Source organism: Actinoplanes palleronii, from assembly GCF_016862315.1.
GTDB classification, from domain to species: Bacteria; Actinomycetota; Actinomycetes; order Mycobacteriales; family Micromonosporaceae; genus Actinoplanes; species Actinoplanes palleronii.
Map to the genome: position 1 here is coordinate 32,878 of NZ_BOMS01000026.1, position 25,929 is coordinate 58,806.

The 25,929-nt window shown below is 67.3% G+C and carries 18 protein-coding genes; 6 read left to right on the plus strand and 12 right to left on the minus strand.

What is annotated here, in order from left to right:
* Window positions 1-1,614 carry a monocarboxylate uptake permease MctP gene (mctP, locus tag Apa02nite_RS10060; protein ID WP_203824977.1) on the plus strand — a complete coding sequence of 538 codons (1,614 nt, stop codon included), beginning with the start codon at window positions 1-3 and terminating at the stop codon, window positions 1,612-1,614.
* Window positions 1,615-1,756: 142 nt separating this feature from the next.
* Here mctP and Apa02nite_RS10065 read toward each other — a convergent pair whose 3' ends face one another.
* Window positions 1,757-2,140, minus strand: a complete 384-nt coding sequence (locus Apa02nite_RS10065; protein ID WP_203824797.1) for a hypothetical protein — start codon at window positions 2,138-2,140, stop codon at window positions 1,757-1,759.
* A 494-nt stretch (window positions 2,141-2,634) separates the two neighbouring features.
* A complete protein-coding gene (locus Apa02nite_RS10070; protein ID WP_203824798.1) occupies window positions 2,635-3,156 on the minus strand; it encodes a sigma-70 family RNA polymerase sigma factor in 522 nt (173 codons plus the stop codon).
* A gap of 219 nt (window positions 3,157-3,375) precedes the next feature.
* On the opposite strand from Apa02nite_RS10070, the gene Apa02nite_RS10075 reads away from it, so the two are divergent.
* Together Apa02nite_RS10075 and Apa02nite_RS10080 are read left to right on the plus strand one after the other, a co-directional pair.
* Entirely contained in the window at window positions 3,376-4,611 is a 1,236-nt protein-coding gene (locus tag Apa02nite_RS10075; RefSeq protein WP_203824799.1) for an MFS transporter, read from the plus strand.
* A gap of 65 nt (window positions 4,612-4,676) precedes the next feature.
* Window positions 4,677-5,381: a hypothetical protein gene (locus tag Apa02nite_RS10080; protein WP_203824800.1), complete on the plus strand. Its 705-nt coding sequence runs from the start codon at window positions 4,677-4,679 to the stop codon at window positions 5,379-5,381.
* Between the two features lie 145 nt (window positions 5,382-5,526).
* Here the strand turns inward: Apa02nite_RS10080 and Apa02nite_RS10085 are convergent, their stop codons facing one another.
* A complete protein-coding gene (locus Apa02nite_RS10085) occupies window positions 5,527-6,066 on the minus strand; it encodes a DUF3455 domain-containing protein (protein WP_239164222.1) in 540 nt (179 codons plus the stop codon).
* Between the two features lie 656 nt (window positions 6,067-6,722).
* Between Apa02nite_RS10085 and Apa02nite_RS10090 the strand changes: the two genes are divergently transcribed.
* Window positions 6,723-7,274 (plus strand): fascin domain-containing protein, encoded by a 552-nt coding sequence (locus Apa02nite_RS10090; protein WP_203824802.1) that lies wholly within the window; start codon window positions 6,723-6,725, stop codon window positions 7,272-7,274.
* Between the two features lie 246 nt (window positions 7,275-7,520).
* Here the strand turns inward: Apa02nite_RS10090 and Apa02nite_RS10095 are convergent, their stop codons facing one another.
* From Apa02nite_RS10095 to Apa02nite_RS10130, 8 genes are all read right to left on the minus strand, one after another.
* A complete protein-coding gene (locus tag Apa02nite_RS10095) occupies window positions 7,521-8,570 on the minus strand; it encodes a tyrosine-type recombinase/integrase (RefSeq protein WP_239164223.1) in 1,050 nt (349 codons plus the stop codon).
* A 23-nt stretch (window positions 8,571-8,593) separates the two neighbouring features.
* Complete coding sequence (locus Apa02nite_RS10100) at window positions 8,594-9,130, minus strand: hypothetical protein (RefSeq protein ID WP_203824803.1); 537 nt, start codon at window positions 9,128-9,130, stop codon at window positions 8,594-8,596.
* Window positions 9,131-9,173: 43 nt separating this feature from the next.
* Window positions 9,174-10,328, minus strand: coding sequence for a recombinase family protein (locus Apa02nite_RS50920; protein ID WP_239164224.1), 1,155 nt, complete (start codon window positions 10,326-10,328; stop codon window positions 9,174-9,176).
* Window positions 10,329-10,643: 315 nt separating this feature from the next.
* Entirely contained in the window at window positions 10,644-12,380 is a 1,737-nt protein-coding gene (locus Apa02nite_RS10110) for an ABC transporter ATP-binding protein (protein WP_239164225.1), read from the minus strand.
* The gene (locus Apa02nite_RS10115; protein ID WP_203824804.1) at window positions 12,370-13,128 is read right to left on the minus strand and encodes a sulfotransferase-like domain-containing protein; all 759 of its coding nucleotides are present in this window, start codon (window positions 13,126-13,128) and stop codon (window positions 12,370-12,372) included. Before Apa02nite_RS10115 ends, Apa02nite_RS10110 begins: the two co-directional genes overlap by 11 nt.
* Complete coding sequence (locus Apa02nite_RS10120; protein ID WP_067699533.1) at window positions 13,086-13,292, minus strand: MbtH family protein; 207 nt, start codon at window positions 13,290-13,292, stop codon at window positions 13,086-13,088. Before Apa02nite_RS10120 ends, Apa02nite_RS10115 begins: the two co-directional genes overlap by 43 nt.
* A complete protein-coding gene (locus Apa02nite_RS10125; RefSeq protein ID WP_203824805.1) occupies window positions 13,289-19,222 on the minus strand; it encodes a non-ribosomal peptide synthetase in 5,934 nt (1,977 codons plus the stop codon). The genes Apa02nite_RS10120 and Apa02nite_RS10125 overlap by 4 nt, the downstream gene beginning before the upstream one ends.
* Window positions 19,223-19,481: 259 nt before the next feature.
* Window positions 19,482-19,796, minus strand: coding sequence for a hypothetical protein (locus tag Apa02nite_RS10130; protein WP_203824806.1), 315 nt, complete (start codon window positions 19,794-19,796; stop codon window positions 19,482-19,484).
* Window positions 19,797-20,414: 618 nt separating this feature from the next.
* On the opposite strand from Apa02nite_RS10130, the gene Apa02nite_RS10135 reads away from it, so the two are divergent.
* Window positions 20,415-20,717: a hypothetical protein gene (locus Apa02nite_RS10135; RefSeq protein WP_203824807.1), complete on the plus strand. Its 303-nt coding sequence runs from the start codon at window positions 20,415-20,417 to the stop codon at window positions 20,715-20,717.
* 888 nt (window positions 20,718-21,605) lie between these two features.
* On the opposite strand, the gene Apa02nite_RS10140 is transcribed toward Apa02nite_RS10135, so the two are convergent.
* Window positions 21,606-22,766: an amidohydrolase family protein gene (locus tag Apa02nite_RS10140; RefSeq protein WP_203824808.1), complete on the minus strand. Its 1,161-nt coding sequence runs from the start codon at window positions 22,764-22,766 to the stop codon at window positions 21,606-21,608.
* Window positions 22,767-23,689: 923 nt separating this feature from the next.
* On the opposite strand from Apa02nite_RS10140, the gene Apa02nite_RS10145 reads away from it, so the two are divergent.
* Window positions 23,690-25,843, plus strand: a complete 2,154-nt coding sequence (locus Apa02nite_RS10145) for an MMPL family transporter (protein ID WP_203824809.1) — start codon at window positions 23,690-23,692, stop codon at window positions 25,841-25,843.
* Window positions 25,844-25,929 lie beyond the last annotated feature (86 nt).

Genomic DNA, 25,929 nt, shown 5'->3' on the forward strand with positions numbered 1-25,929 from the left:
GTGTGGCGTGATCACCTGACTCAGATCATCGTTTTCGCCGTGCTGTTCCTCGGCGTCAGCGCCCTCGGCTTCTTCGCTGCCCGCTGGCGGCGTACCGGGTCACTCGACCACCTGGACGAGTGGGGCCTGGGAGGCCGCCGTTTCGGCACGTGGATCACCTGGTTCCTGCTCGGCGGCGACATCTACACGGCGTACACGTTCGTCGCCGTACCGGCGCTGCTGTTCGCCGCCGGCGCGACCGGGTTCTACGCGGTGCCGTACACGGTCATCATGTACCCGCTGGTGATGATCGCGCTCGTCCGGCTCTGGTCGGTCTCCTACAAGCACGGCCTGGTGACCCCGGCCGACTTCGTACGCAAGCGCTTCCAATCACGGACACTCGCGCTGCTCGTGGCGATCACCGGCATCGTGGCGACCATGCCCTACATCGCACTGCAGCTGGTGGGCATCGAGGCCGCGCTCAAGACGATGGGACTGGTCGGCGCCAGCGGCTTCACCCGGCACCTGCCGATCCTGATCGCGTTCGCGATCCTCGCCGCGTACACATATTCCAGCGGTCTGCGCGCCCCGGCGCTGATCTCGTTCGTCAAGGACGCCCTGATCTACCTGGTGATCATCGTCGCGGTGATCTACCTGCCGATCAAGCTGGGCGGCTGGGGGCACATCTTCAACGCCGCCGCGGCCAAGTTCGAGGCCACCCCGGCGCCCGGTGACGGAATCCTGCTCAACGCCAACAACCAGCTCAACTACGTCACCCTGGCGCTCGGCTCGGCGCTCGCGCTCTTCCTCTACCCGCACACCGCGACCGGGGTGCTGGCCAGCCGCGACCGCGGGGTCATCAAGCGGAATATGGCGGCGCTGCCCGCCTACTCCCTCGCCCTCGGGCTGATCGCCCTTCTCGGGTACGGGGCGATCGCCGCTCACGTCACGCCGGTGCTCAAGGACAACAACACCGTCGTCCCGGCCCTGTTCGACGGCCTGTTCCCGCAGTGGTTCGCCGGTGTCGCCTTCGCCGCGATCGGGATCGGCGCGCTGGTGCCGGCCGCCATCATGTCGATCGCCGCGGCGAACCTGTTCACCCGCAACATCTACGTCGAGTACTTCGACAAGGGTGCGAGCCCGGCCCGCGAGGCCAAGGTGTCGAAGATCGTCTCGCTCGTGGTCAAATTCGGCGCCCTGCTGTTCGTGGTGGCGGTCAGCCCGCAGTTCTCGATCGACCTCCAGCTGATCGGCGGCGTGATCATCCTTCAGACGCTGCCGTCGGTCGGTGTCGGCCTCTACACGCGGTGGTTCCACCGCACCGCGCTGATCAGCGGCTGGGTCGCCGGCATGGCTGCGGGCCTGTGGATGCTCTACCAGATCCCGAACCCGGCCACCAACCACCTGCACTTCGGTGGCTCGGCCATCGCGCTGACCAAACTCGGCCTGGACTCACCGAAGACGCTGTACGTCGGTTTCCTCGCGGTCGCGGTCAACCTGATCGTCGCCACGCTGGTCACCCTGGCGCTGCGGGCGGCCAAGGTCCGCGACGGCGGCGACGGCACCTCACCGGAGGACTACCAGACCGACCGTTCCGACACCACGCCGGACAAGAAGGATCCCGCGCTCGTCTGATCGGGCCTACGAGGAAGGGGCGGTCATGATGACCGCCCCTTCCTGCTGTCCACCCGACTCGTGCTCGGCCGCGCCGCCGGAAGCCTCTCCCCGCTGGGCCGCCCGACTGGCATCCACGAGTCCTTCAGGAGTAACCGAGCCGTCAGACCCGAGACCACCAGATGGCCATGCAAGCGAACCACGGCAGCAACGCGATCGTCAGGCCCGCGAGCCACACCAGGGCGCCCGCCATCGCCGGTGGCTTGAGCCGGTGAGCGGTGCTGTTGACACCGGCGAAAACAGCACCGATCAACAGGCCTGCCATCACGAGCAGCATCGCCGCGCCGCCGACCTCGTCCGAGTCCACCTCGAACGGCGGGTGGTGGCCGAAAATCGTCACATAGGAGTGGTGGGCCTCGCCGAACGACGGGCTGGTCACGTTCACCAGAAGTGAGAAGAGAAGGGCGAGCGGCAAAGCCGCCAGTATGCCGACGAAGAAGTTTCCCACCACGAGAACAGCGGTGAACTGCGATCGGTCTACGCCCACGTCAACACCTTCTCAGAAAAAAAAGGGCCGGTCGCCGCGTTCCGAGTCCTGGGGAGAATTAGGAGATAGCGGCGACCGGCTGAGTGTCTGGCTCGTAGCCTCGTCCCAGACGCTCACCCTGGATAACGGCTCCAGCCCGGCCGTTCTCAAACGCGGTGAAATTCTTTGCCCGGAAGTTCCCTCCGGCCGGGGCCGCGACGATCGTGCACGTGAAGAGCGGCACGTCGACGGCCTTTGTACTTCGGCTCACTCAGGCCGGCAGCCAGGGCAGTCGCACCATTGGCCGTGCCCTGTGTCGAGGGCACTGTCGATAACCTCGGAATCACCGCGACCGCCACCCCGGTGACCGCCACTACGGCTCCGGGTCATCGCGAGACTCCGACGGACCGTAAGACGGCGGCGCTCGATCCGGCCCTGCTCCATGATCTCATCGATGCTGGCCGTTGCCGGCGGCAGATCGCCCACCGCGTCCACGAACAACTGACGCATGCTGTTCATCGTTCTCTCTCTTCGAACTGGAAAATGGGCAGGGCATCCTGCTCGGTGAGCAGATTCCGTAGGTTGGCTAGGCCATGGGCGGTTTGGCTTTCGACGGTTACCGCACTTTTGTGGAGAATTCCGGCGACCTCGTCGACGCTGAATTCGCCGTAGAAGCGGAGCACCAGCACGGCACGCTGCCCGGAGGGAAGCCGCCGAAGAGCGTTGCCGACGTCCAGCGACTCGCTGTGTCGGTCCACGCTGTTCACCTCGGGCCGGTCCAGCGCTTCCGCGCTGGCCACCCACTCCCGCCGCCACGGCCGGCGCGACTCGTCCATCACGCTGCTTATGACGACCCGGCACGCGTAACGGTGCGGGGAGGTCACCTTTCTCCAATTCACATACAGCTTCGTGAGCGCTGTGGACGCGGCATCCTCAGCCTTCTGCCAATCGCCGCAGGCCAGATAAGCCAAACCCCGCAGGTCGTCCAGCCGTGCCACCGCGAACTGGCGGAACTCGTCCTCGTCATGCTGGTCCACCCGACATGGCTCCCTTCCGTCGGGACAAAGACGAAAGATAATCGCCGGCCGGTTGCACCAACGGAACGACCTTTTTCTGCTAAACCCGGCAAAGAACGCTGAATCAAGTATTCGTCCAGTTTTCGTCAAGTCCGGACGGGCCCGAAAGAAAGGGCACTCTGCGATTCTCATCGAATGACATCGAGTAGGGAACCGGAAGCCGAGCCGACGCTGGTAAATATGACGCCACTGGAGCTGACGCTGCTGGAGGAGAGACCGGGCCTTCCGCGCCGCTGGTGGATCTTGGGGGTTCTCGGCACGGTCGCCTTCATGATCGAGTTCGAACTATTCGCGGTCGCGGTCGCCGTTCCCTCGATCGCAGGCGAGTTCACCGGCGCGAGCCTGGCCGCGGTTGCCTGCGTCCTGGGCGCCTACATGATGGTGTCCGCCGCACTCACGGTGCCGTGCGCCCGCCTGACCGATCGCTTCGGCCTGCGCCCCATGCTGCTGGCGGGCTTGGCCGTATTCCTCACGGGTTCGGCGCTCGGCGGCGTCGCCCCCTCTATCCCGGTGCTGGTGGCCGGTCGTGTCGTGCAAGCGGTCGGTGCGGCCGTGATCGCGCCCACCCTGCTGGGCCTGCTGCTCCCGTCGTTCGCGAAGAGCCGCCGCGCTCTGGTGATCAGCCTGTGGGCGGCAGTGACCGCCGCCGCGACGACGACCGGACCGGTGATCGGCGGCCTGCTGGCCGCTGCCGACTGGCGCTGGATCCTCCTGAGCAAACTGCCGATCGGCGCCGCCATGATCGCTCTCGGATTCTGGTGCCTTCCCCAGATCCCGCGAACGGCTACCCGGACTCCGAGGGCGGCGACACTGCTGCGCGACCGGGAGTTCACCTCGGCTGCCGCCGGCCTCTTCGTCCACTCCGTATCCTTCGTCGCCTGGTTGCTGGTCGCGGTGTTGCTACTTCAAGAGCTGTGGCACTACGGCGTTGTGCGGGCCGGCCTGGTCTTGACGGTTCCAGCCCTGTCGACCGCCCTGATCTCGATGAACACGGGTCGACTGACCGGACGACGCGGGCGAGTGCTGTGGCCGGTGGCGGGGCTGCTGATCACCGCCGGCGGCTGGGTCGCCGCCCTGACCGCGGTGCCGGGCGACCACCAGTCCCGGCTGTCCCTCGTTCTCTTCCTGGCTTCGGGAGCGGCGGCCGGCCTCGTCCAGGCGCCGCTGCTCGCTTCGGCCCCGACGGGCACCGCAACGCTGAACACCGTGCGACTGCTCGGAGCCGCGGTGGGCGTGACGGTCACCGCATGGCTGCTGTCGGGCAGCGACCTGTCAGCCTCCCTCACGGCGTACCGGCCGGCCATGTGGCTTCCCACAATCGCGTCCGCCGCCGGCGCGGTTCTGCTGCTCGCGCTCCGTTCCTCATCCTTTCACCGCGGACCGCGGGTAAAGAAGGCATCAATTACCGATCAGTAGTTTCGTCGTTTGCGTGCCTGTTGCCGGCAGCCGCGGCAAAGACTCGACCGGCCGAAAGGAATATCATGTCTGTCGCTCGCACCATTCTGTTGACCGTCGCCATCGCCGCCACCGTCGCCATCGCCGGCTGCGACCCCGACCAGAATGTCAGCGCTCCGCCGAATGCCGGAGAATCGGCGGCGCCGTCAGTGGAAGCATCGACCGCGGCGGCCAGCCCGGCCCCGGTCCAGGCACCGGTCCAGACGCCGATCGCGGCCCCCGCGACCAAGACCACTGCCGCCACTCCCCGCCGGACCACCAAGACCACTGCCGCCAAGCCGGCGGACGGGCGGCTCGGCGAGATCATCCACACCGGTCTCGACGCGACCGCCGTCAGCGAATGGGTGATCTACGGTGTGCCGGCCTCCGGCGGCAGCACAGCCTTTGCGTTCCGGCTCAGCGAACTGCAGAACAACGGCATCCTCGCCAGGACCGTGGACATCACCGAGACGACCGGGTCGCCGCTGGCCGCTGGTTTCCACGCCCTCGAACCGGCGAGCGAACTGGAAGGCGGCCGGAAGACGCCCGCCTTCGGCTACTTCGCCGGGACGCCGGCGACGATCTTCGGCATCGCCGGAAGCAAGAAGGTCGCCGCACGTACCGCGCCGTGGAGCGCGAACACGTCGGTCACCGTCTTCTGGTTCGACAACACCCAGGTCACCCCCGACACCGCGCTCACCGGCGTCACCGCTCTCGACGTCAACGGCAAGACCATCGCGGTCGCCCGCTGACCCGCGACGAAGCCTCCAGTTCTGGCGCGACTTGATCCAGCACATCCGGGGGTTTCCCGTCGAGGCGGGCCACACGGTTGCGGCCGCGACCACAAAATGGAAAGGCCCGTCCATACTGGACGGGCCTTTCCATCAGAAAGCCGGATCAGGCCGCCGGAGCGTCCCAGAAGACGTAGACCGCCTTGTACGGAACGCTGACAGTCTCACCCGCAGCGCAGGCACTGGTGGGTGCCACACCTCCGGAGGTGGCAAGCCGGTTGATGTAGTCGGCACGGGACAGGATGCCCGAGCCGGAATGGGTGGCCACCTGCAGCAACAGCTCAGGAATCGTTCCCGTGCGAGCATTGGCGGCGGTCTTCGTGGCAGTCACCAATGAACCGTCGCGCTCGGACTGCCAACTCGGGCCGGCGAAGTGATGAATACGGCCGGGCCTACCGGTCAGCCGGGCCTCGGGCACCGAGGCGCCGGTGTACGCGCCGGTCGTCGCGCCCGACGCGACGACACAGGTGTAGGTCTGAGTTCCGGAAGCCACGACGAACGAACCGATCTGCCGGGAACCCGCAGGCGGCCTGATCACGTCCGCGATGGCCGGAACCGGGACGGCCCGCGCGTCCGAGGCGGGAGACACCTCGGAGGCCGAGGCATAGTAGGTGACCGATCCCAGACCAGCCACCACGGCAACCATGCCCGCCACCCACACGGCACGCACGCGCGACCGAGTCGTCCTACGCATCTATTTCTCCCTACGCACTCGGGTGGGCACGTCGCCCGCCGACCCGATTAACGGGCGAAGTGCCATCGCTGTTCACGGCCATCCGGACTTTCTTCCACCGTGGACGCGAGGCGGCTCACGGCACCGCACAAGGATCTCGAGGATGATCGGCAGCAGACCACTCGTGTCACTGCCCGCCGGGCAAGCCGTGGCCCGCGGACCTGCAGACCTCGGTCCGCGGGCACCGGCACATCCAGAACCGCCTCCGCCACGTCCGCGACGTGAAGTTCCGAGAAGATTTCCAGCAAGCCCGCACCGGCACTGGACCGCCGTCATCGCGACCCTGTGTAACACCGCGATCGGCTGGCACCGCACCACCGGCGCGACCACCATCGCACGCGCCACCCACCACGCCAACCGCCGCTCACACGGTCTCATCACCGCCGTGACCAGCAGTTACACGACAACGCAATGACTCTGGTTACCGCTCCGGCACCAGTTCCGGATCGAATCCAGAAAAAAGTCAGAGCTAAACCATTGCGCCCCGCTAGCGTCACCGCTCGAAAGGTGCCAGGCATGGCATCCGAAACGATTTTCGCATGAAGGGGTGCCTGATGCAGGGTCGCACAATGGGAAATGGTGTACTGCACCGAGGAGCTATCTTTCTCGTTCTCATTCTGGCCGCGTTCGGGGTCGCACCGGCTGCGGCCGCGAACGCAGGACTGGCCTGTTTCTACGGGCAGCTGAGGTCGAAGGCCCACGACAAATATTACGTCAGTGTCGAGCTGGATTACACGGGCTCCAGCTATGGAATGCTCCGCGCGCGTTCGTTCGACGGCAAGGGTGAATGGGAACAGCTCGAGATGTGCCGCCTGGGCGGCAACAAGGTCGCTTTCCATTCCACCGCCAACGGCAAATATGTCAGCGCGGAGCGCGACTACGTCGGCACGAACATGGGGATGCTACGAGCGCGAGCAACGTCGATCGGGGACTGGGAGACATTCTACGAAGAATGCAACGCTCCTGGCGCCGATGATTGGTGTGCTTACAAGTCGAAGGCCACTGGATATTACGTCAGTGCCGAGATTCAGAACACCGGCAGCAATTACGGCATGCTGCGCGCTCGCGGAATCAGCATCGCCGACTGGGAGATGTTCCATTATTATTACGGGAAACCGTAATAGCCTGAAAACGGGCTGTGCTGACGGCAGTGTCGTCGACACAGCCCGTTCCCAGTTCGTCATGGCATTGAGGCTTCCGGGTAATTGCCAGGGTCGGGTCGCCCGGAGGGTTTGGCTCCGGGCTCCCCCGAAACGGAGCGTGACAGTCTCCCGTCACTCCGCTCTTACCACCCTGGCCGTCATCGGCACACAATTCGGACTAACCCGCGAAGGCCAGCCCTCACCGCCGCCAGCCCTCGTTCGTGGTTAGTCGTACTCGCCGATCAGAACATCGCCAGCAGAATCGAGCACCGGCAGGTTTCCTGGCAACGCCAACGGGTGCGGCTCTCCGGTAAGCCCGGACAGGGCCGTCGCGATCTCCTGCAAGGTCGCCTTCACGTAACGGGCCGTGGTCCCGGCGTCGTTCGGGGTTTCGGCGTGACCGGCGTAGGCGAGCGCAACGGCGTAGCCGTAGACGCGTTCGACCCAGGTAAGGGTCGTATGCCGGAGCCAGTGCGCGGAGATCATCTGCACCCGGACCCACGGCAACAGCTCGCCGACGCGAGTGAACAGGTAGTCGTAGCTGCGCCGGCCGACCGGCTTACCGCTGCGATACCGCAACAGCACCTCGTCGGCCGGGGAGCCGCGCTCACGGCAGTGCTGCTGCAGGAACGCCATCAACGTCGGTGACACCGGCTGCCACCGGAACGTCTCCCCCTTCTCCCGCAACAACACCAGGCACTGCTCGACATCCAGGTCCATCGGGCGTAGTCCGAGCAGGCCACCGCGACGGCAGGCCGTCTCGATGTGGAAACGCAGGATCAGCGAGTCGAGCTCCGGATCATTGCCCGACGAACCGGCCGCCGCGGTCAGCTCCGCGAGACGGTCGTCGGCCAGCGCGGACCGGGTCGAGGTGAGCCGGGCCGGTTTCGGCACTTTCCGGGCCGGATTAGCGCCCTCGGCGATGTGCCCGTCAGCGACCGCCCGTTTGTAGAAGCAGCGCATCGCCGAGATGAAATGCTCCGCCGCGCTCCTGCCACCCCGGTTGTTGCGCCGGCGTAGGGCGGTGGCCTGGATCTCGCGCATCGCGGCCTCGATCTCGGACGGGATCACCGAGTCGATGCGCCGGTCCGCCCACCGGTCGACAGCCTTGGCCCAATAGGTGCTGTACATGCGCTGCGATCCCGGGCCGACGGCCGCGGCGACGATCGGCACGTACTGCGCGAACGTCGGCACCGGCACCCCGGATGCGGTCGTGTTCAGCAGATCCTCAGGAGTGATCCCCATCTGCCGCAGCAGCATCATGGCCGCCTGCATCACCTCAGGCTTACCGGCCCCGCTCACGCACCACCGCCCAGCATAGCGGCGTGCAACAGTGCGGTGAGATGCCCGACCAGGGCGGCCGGATGCACCAGCAACAACTGCCGGCGCGGGAAGGCCGCCAGCAAGACCCGTTCCGGATTATCGATCCGGCAGGCCTGACGTACCCGTGCCGGAACGTTCAGGTGCCCGAGCCGGTCGATGGCGCGCAGCCGCTGCCCGGCGCCGGGTGCGATCACGATCACGCCTTCCCGGATGGCGAAGCCGACCTGAAGCCCGGGCTTCCAGCCGAGACTTGCCATGATGGGCTTGTCGACGATCCGGCCGGTGCGATCCATCGACGACAGGCCGAAGACGACATCGCGGCGCGGCAGCTCCGCAACCGTCGGCAACGGCAACGGCTTGCGCAGCAGCGGGCCTCGGCCGGCCTCCCGGCGCTGACCTTGCCGGTCCGGCATGGTCAGCCGAGGAACCAGCGGCGGCAGCGGAACCGACCTCACCACGCCCACCACCAGCCAAAACGCCGGGCCGCCGAGCAACGCACGGATGCTGTGCACGCGTGCTCTAGTGCGACTCTGTTACCAAAAGGTGCATAGTGTGTCAGATACGCCATATGGGGGTGAGAGTCCCCCTCCGGACACAAACGTTTTCCCCACGGTGTGCGCCAAGATCGACTGAGGCGCACACCGTTTTCATTTCCGGCTCGTAGACCAGTTTCAGGTTGAGCTGCCGGTAGATCTCGGCCTTGTCCTCCGGTTGAGCGGCGCGGATCACCGCCTTGATGTCGCCGACCGCGGTGACGAGCTCCCGGATCTCTTCCGCAGTCATCCGCGGTTGCCCGGTCGGTGTCTTGATGATCTGCCGTTGCAGCCGGGCCCGTTCGGCCCTTGTCTCGGCGATCCAGCCGGTGACGACGGCCGGGTCGGCTCCGGCATCGAGGGCGGCCCGATACTGCTTGAGTTTGCCGTCACATACCACGATCGCCCGCTGCGCCTCACCCTTCTGCTTCGCGGTCAGGTCAGCCGGCTGGGCGTCGGTCATCACGGTGATGGTGTGCTCGATGTTCGTCGGCGAGAACGCGGAGGCGAGCCAGTCGTCGACCGGGCCGACAAGCGCGTCCTCACGCAGGTACACGTTGCCGGGATGCTCGATCCGGTTCGCGGCCGCGTACTCCGCCGGGTACCGGCAGCGGTAGTACGGCGCGCCGTGGTTGATCTGGCTCTGCATCCGGCGTTCACACACTCCGCAGAACAGACAGCCCCGGAAAACGTACGGATGCCGGGTGCGGTGCTGCCGGTGCGGCGCCCCATAGCGGGCCCGATGCCGCATCACCTCCTGCACCTGCTCGAAAACCTCCTTGTCGACGATCGCCTCATGGCTCGGCGCCTTCGACATGATCCACTTCTCGGCCGGGTTCCAGCGCGCCAGGTTGGTGTGCCCGAGTGCGACGTCGTTGACATCGAGCAGCACCTCGTCGGTGCGCTGCTTGTTCCACACCTGATAACCGGTGTACCGCGGATTCATCAGGATGGTGCGCACTGCCACCGCGGTCCACGCCACCCCGCTGCGGTGGCGGTTACGCGCCCGGTCCTGCGCGGACGGGCAGGGGATCTTCGCCGCGGTGAGCCGTTCCGCGATGATGGCGTCGTTGAGGATGTCCCAGACCGTGGACGCGGCGACTTCTACCCCGAGAACGAGTAGTTCGCCGTGGATACGCCGGTAGCCCCAGCCGCTGTTCTCCGACGCCAGGCGCAATACCAGCGCACGGATCGACCGGATCGTTCGTGGCCGCCCGACCCGGCGGGGCCGGGAACTCCCGGCATGCCTGCGGGCGATCAGATCACGGTGCCGGCGCAACACCGTGTCCGGGCGTACGAGCAGCCGCAGCTGGTGCAGCGCCGTTCGGGGTAGCGGGTGCAGCAGAGCGGCTAGCCAGGCCCGGTCTGCCGGGTTGAACCGGACCCGTTCGCCATCAACGAACTACGCGAGCCCCCTCGACCCTGAGACGATGCTCGACCACCTCTCCCGCCTCCGGGCGGCGGCCATCGGCCTGCGGCCGAGCCCGGCTTCTCAGGACGTCAGCGTGGCGTAGTGGCCGCCGATCATCATCAGGCGGTCGTGGGTGCCGACCTCCAGGATCCGGCCGTCGCCCATGACGACGATCTGGTGGGCGTTGCGGATCGTGGACAGCCTGTGGGCGATGGTGACAGTGGTACGGCCGCGAGCGAGGGCGTCCAAGGCGGTCTGCACCGCCCGCTCCGTCGAGTTGTCCAGCGCGCTGGTCGCCTCGTCCAGCACCAGGATCGGCGGGTCGCGCAGCAGTGTCCGGGCGATCGCGATCCGCTGTTTCTCCCCGCCGGAGAACCGGTGACCACGCGAGCCCACCATCGTGTCGTAGCCCTTCGGCAGCGCCATGATCACGTCGTGTACCTGTGCCGTCCGGGCGGCCCACTCCACCTGCTCGTCGGTGGCGTCCGGCCGCGCGTACCGCAGATTCTCCCGGACCGAGGCGTGCAGCAGGTACGTCTCCTGCCCGACCATGCTGATCACCCCGACCAGCTCGTTGAGCCGCAGCGCCCGCAGGTCGAACCCGTCGACGGTGATCCGGCCCGCGGTCGGGTCGTAGAGCCGCATGATCAACGCGGCCACCGTGCTCTTCCCCGAACCGGTCTCGCCGACCAGGGCCAGCGACGAACCGGGCGGCACGTCCAGGGTGATGTCACTGATCGCGGGCTTCTCGTTGTCCGGATAGGTGAAACCGACGTGCTCGAACCGCAGGTGGCCGCGCACCGGCAGGGGCAGGCTGACCGGCAGGATCGGGTCGTCGACCTCGACCGGCAGGTCCAGGTATTCGAAGATCCGCGCGAACAGCGCTGTCGAACTGCTCCAGGTGACGCCGACGTCGAGCAGGCTGGTCATCGGCTGGAACAGCCGGCCCTGCAGGGCGGTGAAGGCCACCACCGTGCCGATGGTCAGGTCGGCGGCACTCGGCACGATCCCCGCGCTCAGGTAGATGAGCGCCGGAATGGTAGCGAACATGATGTTCATCGTGGCGCCCCGCCAGCGCCCGGCGAGCTGCGAACGCAGTTGTAGCTCGACGAGACGAGACGACGACCCGGCGAAGCGTTCGATCAGGGCCGGGCCGGTTCCCATGATCTTGCTGAGCTGCACGCCGCTGATCGACAGGCTCTCCTCGACGATCACGTTGAGGTCGGCGAGTTCCCGCTGGCGTTTGCCGGTGATCTCCTTGCGCAGCCGGGCCATCCGGCGGGCCAGCAGCAGCGCGGGCGGCAGCGCCAGCATCGACACCAGGAACAGCTGCCAGTTCAGGGCGAGCATCGCGATCGACGTGGCGACAGCGGTGGTCACGTTCGACGCGATCGAGGTGGCTGTCGAGGTGACCACCGCCTGCATGCCGCCGATGTCGTTGGTGATGCGCGACTGGATCTCACCGGCCCGGGTGCGGGTGAAGAACGCCACCGACTGGCGGTGCAGGTGGGTGAAGACGTCCACCCGCAGCGTGTGCATGACCCGCTGGCCGGTCCCGGTGGCGATCCAGGTCTGGGTGATGCCGAACACCGCCGTCAGGACGGCGACCATGATCAGGCCGCCGACCAGCCAGCCGAGCAACCGCACGTTCCCGGTGGGCAACGCACGGTCGATGATCTCCCGTACCAGGAACGGGGTGGCCATGTTCGTCAGCGACGACGCGACGATGATGGCCATGACCGCACTCAGCCGCCGCCAGTGCGGTTTGAACAGCAGCGCGATACGGCGCGGCGAGACGTCGGTGGAGCTAGACGACACTGCGGGCCCACTTGCGCAGTACGTTGTAGTCCGGCCGATGATGCCAGTAGCAGTCGTACAGGAACCTGTCGTTCTCGGTGGTGGACCGGTAGGCACGCTCGGAACGGGTGAAGCCGGTGCTGCCGGCCGCGTCCCGGTGCCACTGCGAGGTACGGCTCCAGACCTCCTGATCGCCGGCCTGCCAGGACAGCGACGACGCCAGGAACGGGATACCGGCGCCCCGGCAGTACCGTTCGATCGCACCCGCGGCGTCGGTCAGCAACTCCTCGGCCTCCACCACGTACGGCTGTTCCCCGGTCACCTCCCGGACCCGCCGCGCCATCTCCACCTGATGTCCGTAACCGATCTCCTCGCAGACCATGTCCGCGTTCATCGCGTAGTGCGACGGGATGACCCGCCGCGGATCACGGATGATGAAGGTGTGCCGCCCCACCTGCGGGATCCGCTCCCCGCCGTTGCCGAGATAGTCGTACTCGGTGGTCTCCTTGACGAACACCGGATGGTCCATGGCCCGGTCCTCGAGATGTTTCAGCAGCTCGTCGTGGCTGGTCACGGTGTGGTCGCCGACCTCGATCCGGCCCTGCACGACGATGCTGGAGAACGGTTCGTGGAAGACCTCGTGGTCACCGCGTTCCAGCATCATCCGCAGGAACGCCGTCGACATCGACCGCGGGGTACCCCAGAGGAACAGCAGGTCCGGGCCCGTCACGCCGTCCGCCCGATCAGGCTCGCCGGGCGGATGTCCCACCAGGACTCCTCGACGTAGGCCAGGCACTCGTCGCGGCTCTGCGGCCCGAAGACCTTGCGCCAGCCAGCCGGTACGTCGATCACCTCCGGCCACAGCGAGTGCTGTCCCTCATCGTTGACGAGCACGAAGAACTCGATGTCGGTACGTTCGAACGGATTGGTCATGCCGTCGGCCCTTCGGTAGGAGTGAGGCGCAGGTGCTCGGACACCCGCGCGCCGATGATCTGCAGCACCTCGGCCCGAGCGAGCTGCCGGTGCTTGTAGTCGAGGGCCATCACGTCGACCGCGCCGGAGACGTACGGGAGCCACATCGGTGCGAAGTGGTGCTCCTGCGGCCGGGCCGCGACCGCCTCGACGAACAGGATGTCGCCCTGGAAGACCGAGAACCGGTGACTGTCGGCGATCTTGATCAGGTTCTCGTAGAAGTCGACGGTGGCCCGGCCCTTCTGCCGCATCAGGAACGAATAGGGCCCCTGCCGCTCACGCAGGTGCTCGTACAGGATGTCGCCGGTCAGGTGCGGGCGCTCAGAAGCGGGAAGGTTGAGGTCGAAGTGGTGTGCGAGGGCGTTCAGCCGCTCGACCAGGGTCACCGGGCGATGCGGCGTCGGACGGGCGTCGAGCATCGCGACCAGGGCCACCTCGTGACCGGCACGCTGCAGCTGCACACCCATCTCGTGGGCGATCTCCCCGCCGGTGCTCAGGCCGAGCAGGTGGTAGGGCCCCTCCGGCTGGACGAGGCGGATCTGCTGGACGTAGTCGGCGGCCAGCGCGGCCATGGTCGCGGGCAGTTCCTCACCCGGGTCCAGTCCGCGGGCTTGAACCCCGTACACGCCGAAGGTCTTCGGAATGGCGTTGACCAGCGGATAGTAGAGCCAGCTGAGTCCGCCCAGCGGGTGGACGCAGAACAGCGAGACAGGGCTCGACCCGGTGCGCAGCGGCACCACCACGTCGAGGGTCGCCTCCTCGGGCTCGTCGGCGAGCCACGTCGCCAGGTCCTTCGCGGTCGGCACCGCGGAGACCACCAGCGGGTTGACGGCCACCCCGAACTCGACCTCGATCGCCCTGGTGAGCGCCTCAACGGTCTCCCGGCCGCCGCCGAGGTCGAAGAGGTTGTCCTCGGCGGCCACCGAGTCGACGCCCAGGGCCTGCGCGACCAGGGCACGCATCCGGTCCTCGGCCGAGGTCCGTTCCGGAGACGCGTCCGGCAACGGGGGCAGCTCGCCGACACGGTCGGCCAGATCGGCGAGTGTCAGGCTCTCGAAGACGTACCGGAAGGGCAGTTCCACCCGCATCAGCGTCCGGACCTCGTTGACCATCTGCATCGCCAGCAGCGAGTGGCCGCCGAGTGCGAAGAAGTTGTCGTCACGGCCCACCCGGTCGACGCCGAGCAGGCTGCGCCACACCTCGGCCAGGGACTCCTCGACCGGGCCGGCCGGCGGCACGTGGGCCCGTTCGCGGTCGGCCGTGCCGGGGTCGGGCAGCCGGCGGCGGTCGACCTTGCCGTTGACGGTGACCGGGAAGGCCTCCATGGCCACAAACGCCGACGGCACCAGGTGTGCGGGCACGACCGCGGGCATCTGCCGCCGCAGCCGGACCGGGTCGGGGTCGAAGCCGGTGACGTACGCGACGAGGCGTTTGTCCACACCGTCGCCGTGCACCATCGCGACCGCCTGCTCGACACCGTGCAGTCCGAGCAGCGCGGCCTCCACCTCGCCCAGTTCGACCCGTACGCCGCGGATCTTGACCTGTTCGTCGTCGCGGCCGAGGAACTCGATCGCGCCGTCGGACCGGCGGCGGGCCCGGTCACCGGTGCGGTACATCCGCTCGCCTGGCGTGAACGGGTCGGCGACGAACCGCTGCGCGGTCAGGGCCGGTCGGTTCAGGTAGCCGCGGGCCAGCGGGCGCCCGGCGATGTAGATCTCGCCGGGCATGCCGAGCGGCACATGGTCCAGGTCCGGGCCGAGCACGTAGACCCGTGCGTTGGCGATCGGGACGCCGATCGGCGCGCTGCGGCCCTCGTCGTCGTCACCGCACAGCCAGCTGGTCACCCCGATGGCAGCCTCGGTCGGCCCGTACAGGTTGTGGATCAGCGTCTCGGGCAGCGCCTCGGCGAAGCGGCGGCGCAGGCTGTGGGTCAGGGTCTCGCCACCGGCGATGATGTGGCGCAGGCTGGTGCAGCCGACGGCGCCGGGTTCGCGCAGGAACATCTCCAGCATCGACGGGACGAAGTCGACGAAGGTGACCTGTTCGCGCTGGATGAGGTCGACCAGGTAGCGGGGGTCGCGGTGCCCGTCGGGCCGGGCCATCACCAGGGTCGCCCCGTTGGTCAGCGCCCAGAGCAGCTCCCACACCGAGGTGTCGAAGGTGACAGGCGACTTCTGCAGCACCCGGCCCTCGGCGCCGAGGGTGAACCTGTCGTCCATCCAGGCGATCCGGTTGCTGACCGCCGCGTGGACGTTCACCACGCCCTTCGGGGTGCCCGTCGACCCGGAGGTGTAGATCGCGTACATCGCGTCCTCGCCGTCCACCGCCACACCGGGGTCGTACACCGGCTCGTTCGCGGCATCGCCGACGTCGAGCAGCAGGTGGTCGTGACCGGACAGCCGGTCCCGGGTGGCAGCGTGTGTCACGACGACCTGGACGCCGGTGTCGGCGATCATCGAGGCCAGACGGGCGGGCGGCAGGTCCGGGTCGAGCGGGACGAACGCACCACCCGACTTACCGATCGCGAGGACCGCCACGACCAGGTCGAAACTCCGTTCCACGCTCACGCCGACCAGCACGTCACGGCCCACGCCGAGCGCGATCAGGCGATGCGCCAGCCGGTTGGCGCGGCGGTTCAGTTCCCGGTACGACAGGCCGGCGCCCTCGAAACGTACCGCTGTCGCGTACGGTTTCCGGCGGGCCTGTTCCCGGATCAGCTCGTGCGGCCAGCGCCGGTCGCCCCGGTCGCGGACCTCTCCGGCGCTCATCGCCTCGACGGCGAGCCGTTCCGGCCCGCTCATCAACGGCAGGACACTGATCGGTACGCCGGGTCGCGCCACCGCCTCGGTCAGCAGCCGGCCGAGCATGGCGACCATCCGCTCGGCGGTGTCGTGGTCGAACAGGTCACCGGCGTACATCACCTCACCGCCGATACCGACCGGCCGACCGGCCTCATCGAGGAACTCGACGAACTGGATGCTCAGGTCGAACTTCGCCGACCCGGATCCCACACCGACCCGCTCCGAACGCACCCCGTCCAGACCGAATCGCGCCGACTTGCCGACCTGCGAGGCGACCATCACCTGGAACAGCGGATGCCGGCCCGGTACACGGGGCGGGTTCAGCTCCTCGACGACACTCTCGAAGGGCACGTCCTGGTTGCCGAACGCCAGCAGATCCTGCTCCCGTACCCGGTCGATGAGCTGGTCGAACGACGGATCCCCGGACAGGTCGGCCCGCAGCACCAGGGTGTTGACGAAGAAACCGACCAGATCCTCCAGGGCCTCGTCGACCCGGCCGGACACCGGCCACCCGAGCGGGATGTCGGTACCGGCACCGAGACGGAACAGCACCGCGGCCACCGCCGACTGCAACACCATGAAAGTGGTGGCACCGTGCCGCCGCGCCACCTCGGCTACCCGCTCGTGCGTCTCAGCGGGCAGCGACACCGGCACCGGCCGGCCGCGATACGTCGGTTCGGCAGGCCTGCCCCGGTCGACGGGCAGCGCGATCTCGTCGGGAACACCGCCGAGCAGCTCCTGCCAGTACGCGATCTGCGGCCGCGCCAGCCGAACCAGGTCACGCTGCCAGACCGCGAAGTCGGCGTACTGCACCGGCAGCTCGGTCCACCGCGGCGGATGCCCGGCCCGGCGTTGCTCGTACGCCTCGGACAGGTCACGCATCAGCGGTTTCATCGACCCACCGTCAGCGGCGACGTGGTGCACGACCAGAACCAGGACGAAGTCCTCCGGCCCGACCTCCAGCAGTCGCACCCGCAGCGGGATCCGCGCCGTCAGGTCGAAGCTCTCGCGGACCATGCGCGTGACGGTGTCCTGCCAGCCGGTCTCCGCGATCGACTCGCGAACCAGCAGCTCGCCCAGCTCGGCCATCGGCACCACCTGCTGGTACGGCTGCCCGTCCAGCACCGGGAACCGGGTACGCAACGGCTCGTGCCGCCGGACCACATCGGTCACCGCAGCCCGCAGAGCAGCCTCGTCCAGGCCGTCGGCAAGCCGGACCACCACCGGGATGTGATACGCCCCGTCGCCACCACGCAACTGCGCGGTCAACCACATCCGCTGCTGCGGGTACGACAGCGGCACCCGTTCCGAACGCACCTGACGCCGCAGCACCGGCCGGACACCGGTCTTCAACACCGACACCCGCCGGGCCAGGTCAGCCAGCGTCGACGTCTCGAACAGGTCCCGGACCGGCAACTCCACGTTCATCACCGACCGGACCCGGTTCACCAGCTGCGTCGCCAGCAGCGAATGACCGCCGAGCCGGTAGAACTCGTCGGTACGGCCGACCCGGGTCACCCCGAGGATCTCCTCCCACAACCGGGCCAGGCTCTGCTCCACCGCGCCGACCGGAGCGACGTAGTCGCGCTGCCCCGACTCGGCCCCCGGATCCGGCAGCGCCTTCCGGTCGACCTTGCCGTTCACCGTCACCGGCAGCACGTCGAGTTTCACCAGCACCGACGGCACCAGATGCTCCGGCACCAGCCCGGCCAGATCCCGGCGCAGTGCGGCCGGTTCCGGACCGCCGTCGTCGGTCACCACGTAGGCGACCAGCCTGCGGTCCGCGCCGTCGCCGTGCGGCACGACCACCGCCTGGTCCACTCCCGGCAGGCTCATCAGCGCCGACTCGATCTCACCCGGTTCCACCCGGACACCCCGGATCTTGACCTGGTCGTCGGCGCGGCCCCGGTACTCCAGCTGCCCGTCGGGCCGCCGCATCACCACGTCACCGGTGCGGTACATCCGCTCACCGGGCGCCCCGAACGGGTCCGCGACGAAACGATGGGCGGTCAGCCCGGTCTGCCCGGCATACCCACGGGCCACCCCGGCCCCCGCCAGGTACAGCTCACCAGTTGTCTGTTCCCGCAGCAGGTCGTCCAGCACGTACGCCCGCACGTTGGGCAACGGCCGCCCGATCGGCGGCACCCCGTCACCGGCCAGCGGGTCACTCACGGTCGCCGCCACGGTGCCCTCGGTCGGCCCGTACGCGTTGAACATGCGCCGTTGGCGACACCAGCGAGCCGCCACCGCCGGCGGGCACGCCTCCCCCGCCACGATCAGCGTCACCGACTCCGGCAGTCCCCCGGCATCCTCCACCACGGACAGCAGCGACGGCGGCAGCGTCACGTGGGTGACCCCACGGCTGCGTACCAGCTCCACCAGTTCCGGGCCGGGCACCAGCCGGGACCGGTCCGTCACCACCAGGGCCGCACCGGACAACAGCGTCGTCCACACCTCGGACACCGAAGCGTCGAAACTGACCGACGCGAACTGCAGCCGCCGGCAGCCCGGCCCCAGCCCGAAGATCTCCGTCTGCGACCGCACCAGGTTCCGAGCACTCGCATGGGTCACTACGACGCCTTTCGGTACGCCCGTCGACCCTGACGTGTAAATCAGGTAGGCGGCGTGGTCCGGCAGCAGCGCCTCGTGCCGGTCGGCGTCCGTCACGGCGCCACCGTCCAACCCGGAAAGCTCGCCCGCGGTCTTCGGGTCGTCGAGCACCACCTCGGTGATCGCGGAAGACGCTTCCAGGCGCGCGCCGGCGGTCGTGACCACGCATCGGGCCCGCGCGTCGGCCATCATGAACTCTGCCCGCACGGCCGGGTAGGCCACGTCCACCGGCACGTACGCCCCGCCGGCCTTCGACACCGCGAGGGCGGCCACCACGAACTCGACTCCGCGGGGCATCCGCAGCGCCACCACTACCTCGGGGCCGACCCCCTGGTCGATCAGCAGCCGGGCTAATCGGTTGGATCGCTCGTCCAGCTCCGCGAACGAGACCGTCGCGTCGTCACACACCACGGCGGTCTCATCGGCGCCGCGCTCCACCTGCGCGGCGAACATCTCCGGCAACGTCCACGGATCGCTCACAACGGCCTCCTCGGATGGGCGCCCGGGACCCCGGCGCCGTTGACAAGTACGACGATCTTCAAGGTCGCGAACCGACCGCCACTGTGGAGGAAAGCCACAGAAGCAGCAAGATGACTAACATCATCACGATCGCGGTACACAAAATGGACCTCAGCCGCGTCGCCTCTCTTCGAGAGGCAGACGCTGGCGCACATCATCAAGCAGGCATTTGCCTATTAAACCGATAGGTATTGCGTAATACCGTCTCGACTAACGAAGGTCAGGAGACACCGAACGGCGCGGACCCTTCGATGCCGAGGTCCTTGCAGTCGTAGCCGCTACCTTCGCCGTGATACATCCAGCCCTTGCCAATGAACTGACGCAGGTACCAACCGTCACCAACGGTGGTGGCTGTGCTCACCCGGGAGGCCGCCGCCAACCCCTCGGCGCACTCCATCGAACCGAGCGACCAGCCCTTGAGCAGGTCAAACAGCCCTTCGAGGTCCTTCCGCTCAGGGCAGGCGGCTATCCCGGCAACGTCAGTCGACGGCGCGGGAGCAGCCGCTCCGGGGCGGACGAAACCGGGGCGGCGCAAGCGGAAAGCGCGAACAGAACAACGGCAGCGGGCAGCACCTGACGGTGACGTACAAACATTTCAGGCTCCTCAGAATCGCGACAGGCGCGCGGCGGCGAGATGAATCCTCGGCCGCCGGCGCAGTCCGCGATATCCCGCTTCTGTGCCATCATCCACAGTGCCTGCCGACTGGTAGCCATTCACCTCGGTCTTTCATTTGGGTGCCAGACAGCCGCGCCCGCTCAGGACCACCTGAATGGCGAATCCGAGTCCGCCGAGAATCCCCCGGGCAGGGCGATTGCGTAGTCGGTTGAGGAGTGCTTGAGCTGGTGTTTTGTGCGGGAGCTGGCGGCAGCCGGGGGTCCATGTAGGACGGGTGCGGCGCCTGCTGGTGATCATGAGTTTGCGAAGACCATGAGCCAGAACAGGACCGCACCCGCTGATGTCAGCAGTACTGACCGAGATCGTGCTGCCGCAACGACCACCGCACCTGCCGCGCCCGACCACGGTCACCGATGGTGACCGGCAGAGCTTGTTCGTCGCGTTGGCGGCGGTCGAGACGCCCGCACGTTCGCCAACATCGCCAGTGCCGCAGGCAGCCGCGACGGAACGATCCCCTCGGGCACCCTGTCCCCGCTGATGCGGCAACTCACCGACGACAAACAGGTCCTGACCGCCGACCAGCCACTGTCGACCAGAAGCGGCAAACCCGCCCTCTACCGGGTCGCCGACAGCAACCTGCGCCTCTACCTCGCCATCCTCCGCGATGTTCACAACCTGACCCGGCGCGGCCGGCCCGACGCCGGCTACACCCTGTTCCAGAACCGATGGACCAGCTGGCGCGGCCGGGCCGTGGAACCGCTCATCCGCACCTCGCTCGAACAAGCCGCCATCAACGGATCCCTGCCGTGGCCCGATGCCCACGCCGTCGGCGGCTGGTAGAACCGGCAGTTCAACCCGGAGGTCGACCTGGTCGGCGCCGACCGGACACCCGTCGCCGCACACATCTACTTCTGCGGGTCACTGAAGTGGCTGGGGACAGCGTTCGACACTCGCGACCTGCACACCCTCCAGGAGGGCGCTCGCCAGATTCCCGGCTTCGACGCGTCGCACACCGGCCTGATCGTTGTCACTCGCTCCGGGGCGGAGTTACCCACCGATGTAGTTGACGTCATCTGGGGCCCCGACGATGTCGTTGGCGCCTGGCGAACCTGACCTATTACCCCCTCATCGCCAAGACGGAGACGAAGGCATCAGGGAACGACCGCACAAACTTCCGCCGGGGCCAACTCCGTGCCTGAACGACGCGATCGTCGTCACCCGCTCCGCCACCGGCAAATCGGCACGATTCCTCCAGAGGGGTTGTGCCCATGGCTTCGGACACCGTTCGACGTCGCGTCGCGCTGTCGTGACCGGGTCGAACACCCGGGCCGGCGAACTCGTGCTTGTCGGAGTCGCCCCGCACGGGGGTATCGCACCGACACGGGCAAAACTGCCATCGATCGGTGGCACGCCGAGTGCATTGTGGCCAGATCCCGGCCTGCCCCGGTCATCGTCGGCAACACCGGCTCGAGCCCTCACGTACCGGCGAAGGCTTGGTACCGCAGCAGCACTGGGTTCGCTTTTCGCCGTCGGTGGCAATGCCGTGCTCGCCACCGACGGCGTCCAGGCGTGACCGGGTGATGGCGTGGTGGTTGTCGGGGAGACGTGGGCGGGGCGAGGGTCTGCCAGGGATCCGCAGCAGGCCCTCGTGAATCGCGCTGTCGATGACCGAGCGGGTCGGCGCCTGGGGATCTCAGGAGAGTCGCTACTGCTGCCGATGCCGGCGCGTCACTTCACGGGTACTTTCATTTTGAACAGTTTCTCCGCGTTTCGGAAAGCAATCTTTTCCTTGTCTTCGCGTGGCAGATCGACTCCGCGGAACCAGTCGGTCTGCTCCTTTATGTCCGCGAACGGATAGTCGGTTGCGAACATCACTCGATCCACGCTTATGTGCTTCAGCAGGAGAGTGAGCAGATGGGTCTGGGGGAATGCGCTGGTGGTGATCCAGAAGTTGTCCTGGAAGTATTGCGCGAAGGGCTTCTTGAGCGAGCTTTCGGTCGGCTCGCCCATGTCATTGACGATCCGCTCGTAGTAGAAGGGAAGACCTTCGCCCATGTGGCCGATGATGATCTTCAGTGTGGGAAATCTGTCGAAGACCCCGTACGTGATCATCCGAATGCACTGGGTCAGCACCTCCTGGTGCCAGCCATATCCGGATCCACTGAAAATGTAGGGTTGGAACTCTTTCGTGTACTGAGAGCGCGTGGTGTCGTAAAGGATCTTGAAGATCTCGTCAGCTGGATAGCCGGGGTGCAGGTAGATCGGCACATCGAGAGCAACGGCACGTGCCAACACCGGCTCGAAATCAGGATGATCGAGATACTTCTTAGTGATGTGTCCGTTGGTAAGTGCGCCCAAGAAGCCATCTTCCTTAACCGAGCGTTCCAGTTCGTCCGCCGCCGCCTCCGGGCTCTGCAAGGGCAGGGTGGCGAAAGCCTTGAAGCGGCCCGGATGTTTGGCGATCGGCCCTTCTGCAAGTAGCCGGTTGAGACGATAGGCAAAGTCGACGCCCTTCTTCCCAGGGACATTTTGTACTGACGGCGTATGGGCAGAGAGGATTTGAACGTTGAGTCCCCCCGTGTCCATGTCGTCGATGCGGCGTTGCCCTAGATCCGCAAGACCAATCTCCGCAAGGAACGCGATATGATCCGCATTGATGGAGTTCAGCTTCAACAACTCGGGAGTTGAAAATGTCTCCTCCGCGCCGATGAAGGGCAGGTCCCGGTCTCGCTGGTAGATGTCCGCGGTACTGTCCGCGTTCTGGTCCGGAGCCTTTTTCGGATTCTTGTCGTCGCTCACTGCCGAGGTGATGGCATGTGTGGACACGCCGGCGCCGATACCGAGTGCTGTGGCTGCGGCCAGGAAGCTACGGCGTCCCATGGAGTTCATGTCAGTCTCTCTTCCGGTTTTGTGTGGTGCGGTGTCCGTGCGGCATCCGTCGGCAAGATGCGTCAGATCGAGCCTTCGTCGCCCAGGTCTCCACCCGAGCCGTGCCCACCGACGACCTCGGCGCCCGGTCCCACTGAAGCGGTGCCGGCCGGGACCCACAGGCGGCGACCGGGTACGCCGTCGCCAGAGTCACGGTGAACGCTCCGAATCGGATAGACCGGGTCGCGCTTTCCCTGACGCCGCCGCATCCACTGTCATCACCAGCTTCTTGTCGACGGATCACCTCGCCTGTCTGACGCCGAATTCGTACCTAGTGAATCTGAGACGAACGTTAGAAGTGCTCAGGTCGGTCGTCCGAGCCAGCCGGGGCGCCCCGGCGCATGCGTCCGCGTGTTGGACTTCTACGCCTGCCCGACCGCGCGAGTACGGGCCGTTGCGTTCTCGCTCTGCGAACCGGTGAGTTGCGATGATGCGCGGTGATCGGCCCAGATGGCTGTTCGAGCTCACCGATGCGGGCGGCTGCCGCGGCGCGCGGGCGGCTGGTCCTGGCCGTGGACGTCAGTGCCCGGCTGCGCCTGGACGCCTACGACACACAGTCGCGGCGCGCCTGCTGCGGCCCACTCGGGACCACATCGCCCTGATGCTGTCCGACCCGGACGTCGTGACCGCGGCCACCCGGTCGGCGGACCTGCTGCGGAAGGTGCGCGCACTCCTGCCGGGCCTCGTCGACCACGCGGTTGCAGCCGCGTCGACCGCACGGGTCAAGACCGTCACCGCCCGCACGGACCGGTCGACGTCGACGTCGTCCTCATCCGACCCAGCGGCTGTCAACCGGTCTGAGCAGCACATTAATGATCGTCTCAGATTCACTCGGTACGAAGTCGGCGTCGGACAAGCGTGGTAACGCTGGCGTAGGAGGAAAGATGGCAGTCAACGTAGCTCCGCCCGAGGAAACGCCGCCCGGCCGGGTACCGAGCCGGTGGGTACCGTGGCTGGTGATCGGCTTGTGGGTGGCGCTGGCGGCGGTCATGGTGCCGCTGAGCGGGAAGCTGAGCTCGGTGACCAAAGACAGGGCCGTGGACGCCCTGCCCGCCAGTGCCGACTCCACCAAGGTGGCGGCACTGGAGGACAAGTTGCCCGGCGGTGAGGAAAACACGTTCGTCTTCGTGTACCACCGTGCCAGCGGTGTCACCGCCGACGACCGTACGGCGGTCGAGCGTCATTACAACACCATGGCCACGCGCTACCCGCCGAAGGTGACGCCGCCGGCTGGCGAGAACGACGAGGGCCCGCCGACGCAAATCTCCAACGACGGCAAGGCCATGATGTTCACCCTCAACGTGAGCACGAGCTACGGCGAACCGGCGGTCCTCACCGGCCCGATGCGTGACATCGCGAAGGACCGCCCCGCCGGGCTGGACCTCGACGTGACCGGCCCGGCAGGGATCGACGCCGATATGGACGCTGTCTTCGACGGCATCGACGTGCAGGTCTTCATCACCACCGTCATCGTCGTCACCATCCTGCTCATCCTCACCTACCGCAGCCCGGTGTTGTGGTTCATTCCGCTGGTGGCGGTGGGTGTGGCCGCGCTGACCTCGATGGCGACCGTCTACCTGCTCGTCAAGGGCTTCGGCCTCGTGATCAACAGCCAGAACTCGGCGCTGCTGACGATTCTGGTGTTCGGCGTCGGCACGGACTACGCGCTGTTGCTCATCGCCCGATATCGGGAGGCACTGCACCAACACGAAAACGTCCGAGTCGCGATGCTCCACGCACTACGCGGCGCGGCACCGGCCATCGTCGCATCTGCGGCCACTGTCATCGGCGGCCTGCTCTGCCTGCTCGCCGCGGACCTGAACGAAACCCGCGGGCTGGGCCCGATCGGTGCGGCCGGCGTCCTGTGCGCCCTGGTGGCCATGCTGACCCTGTTCCCGGCGGTGCTCGTGGTGCTCGGCCGGCGGATCTTCTGGCCGGCCATCCCCCGGTTCGGCACGGCCATGCAGCAGAAGCCCGGGCTGTGGGGACGCCTCGGCGCCGCCATCAGCCGCCGCCGTTGGGTGGCGACGCTCGCTTCGCTGGGAGTCCTCGGCGTGCTCACCGTCGGGCTGACGGGCAACACCAGCATCCTGCGGGAGCAGGACCAGTTCCTGTCCACGCCGGAATCGGTCACCGGCTTCACCGTTCTGCGCGAGCACTTCCCGGAGCTCGGGGGCCAGCCGATGACGGTCTTCACGCGGGCGGCATACCAGGAGCAGGTTCTCGACGTCGTCAAGCACACCCCCGGCGTGGCACAGGTCGAAACGGGTGAGACCAAGGAGGGCTGGGTCGACATCTCCGTGTTCCCGAAGGACGCGCCGGACACCACTGCGGAGTACGACACGATCAGGCGGGTACGCACCGCCGTGCACACGGTGAACGGGGCGGAAGCGCTCGTTGGCGGGCCGAGCGCAGAGCACCTCGACACTGACGTGACCACCAGGCGCGATCAGAAGGTGGTGATCCCGCTGGTACTCGCCGTCGTCCTGATCATCCTCGGGCTACTACTGCGCGCAATCGTGGCCCCGCTGATGCTGATGGCCACCGTGATCGTCTCCTTCGCCGCAGCCTTCGGCGGCAGCGTGTTCATCTTCGAGACGGTCCTCGGGTTCAAGGGCATCGACTACTCGGTGCCTCTGCTGGCCTTCATGTTCCTAGTGGCGCTCGGCGTCGACTACAACATCTTCCTGACCCACCGGGCCCGGGAAGAGACCGTGCGCCTTGGCACCAGAGACGGCATCCTCAAGGCACTCTCCGCCACCGGCGGCGTCATCACCTCGGCCGGCCTGGTCCTGGCGGCCACGTTCGCGGTCCTCGTCTCACTTCCGCTGGTGATGCTGGTCGAGCTCGGATTCTTGGTCGCCTTCGGTGTGCTGCTCGACGCCCTGCTGGTGCGGTCGGTCCTGGTGCCCGCCCTCACCCTGCTGATCGGCCGCCGGATCTGGTGGCCCAGCCGGCTGTCCCGGCCAGCGGCGGAGACGCCGCCGACAGCACGGCACTCGCTCGCCGACGACCAGGAGCCCGTACTGCAACGGTGAACGCGCCGGCACGGACGAGATCCGGGACGGGTAGCCAGCCCGTCCCGCGTCTTCTCCCGTCCCCGGCGTGGGTCTGCCCAGAACGA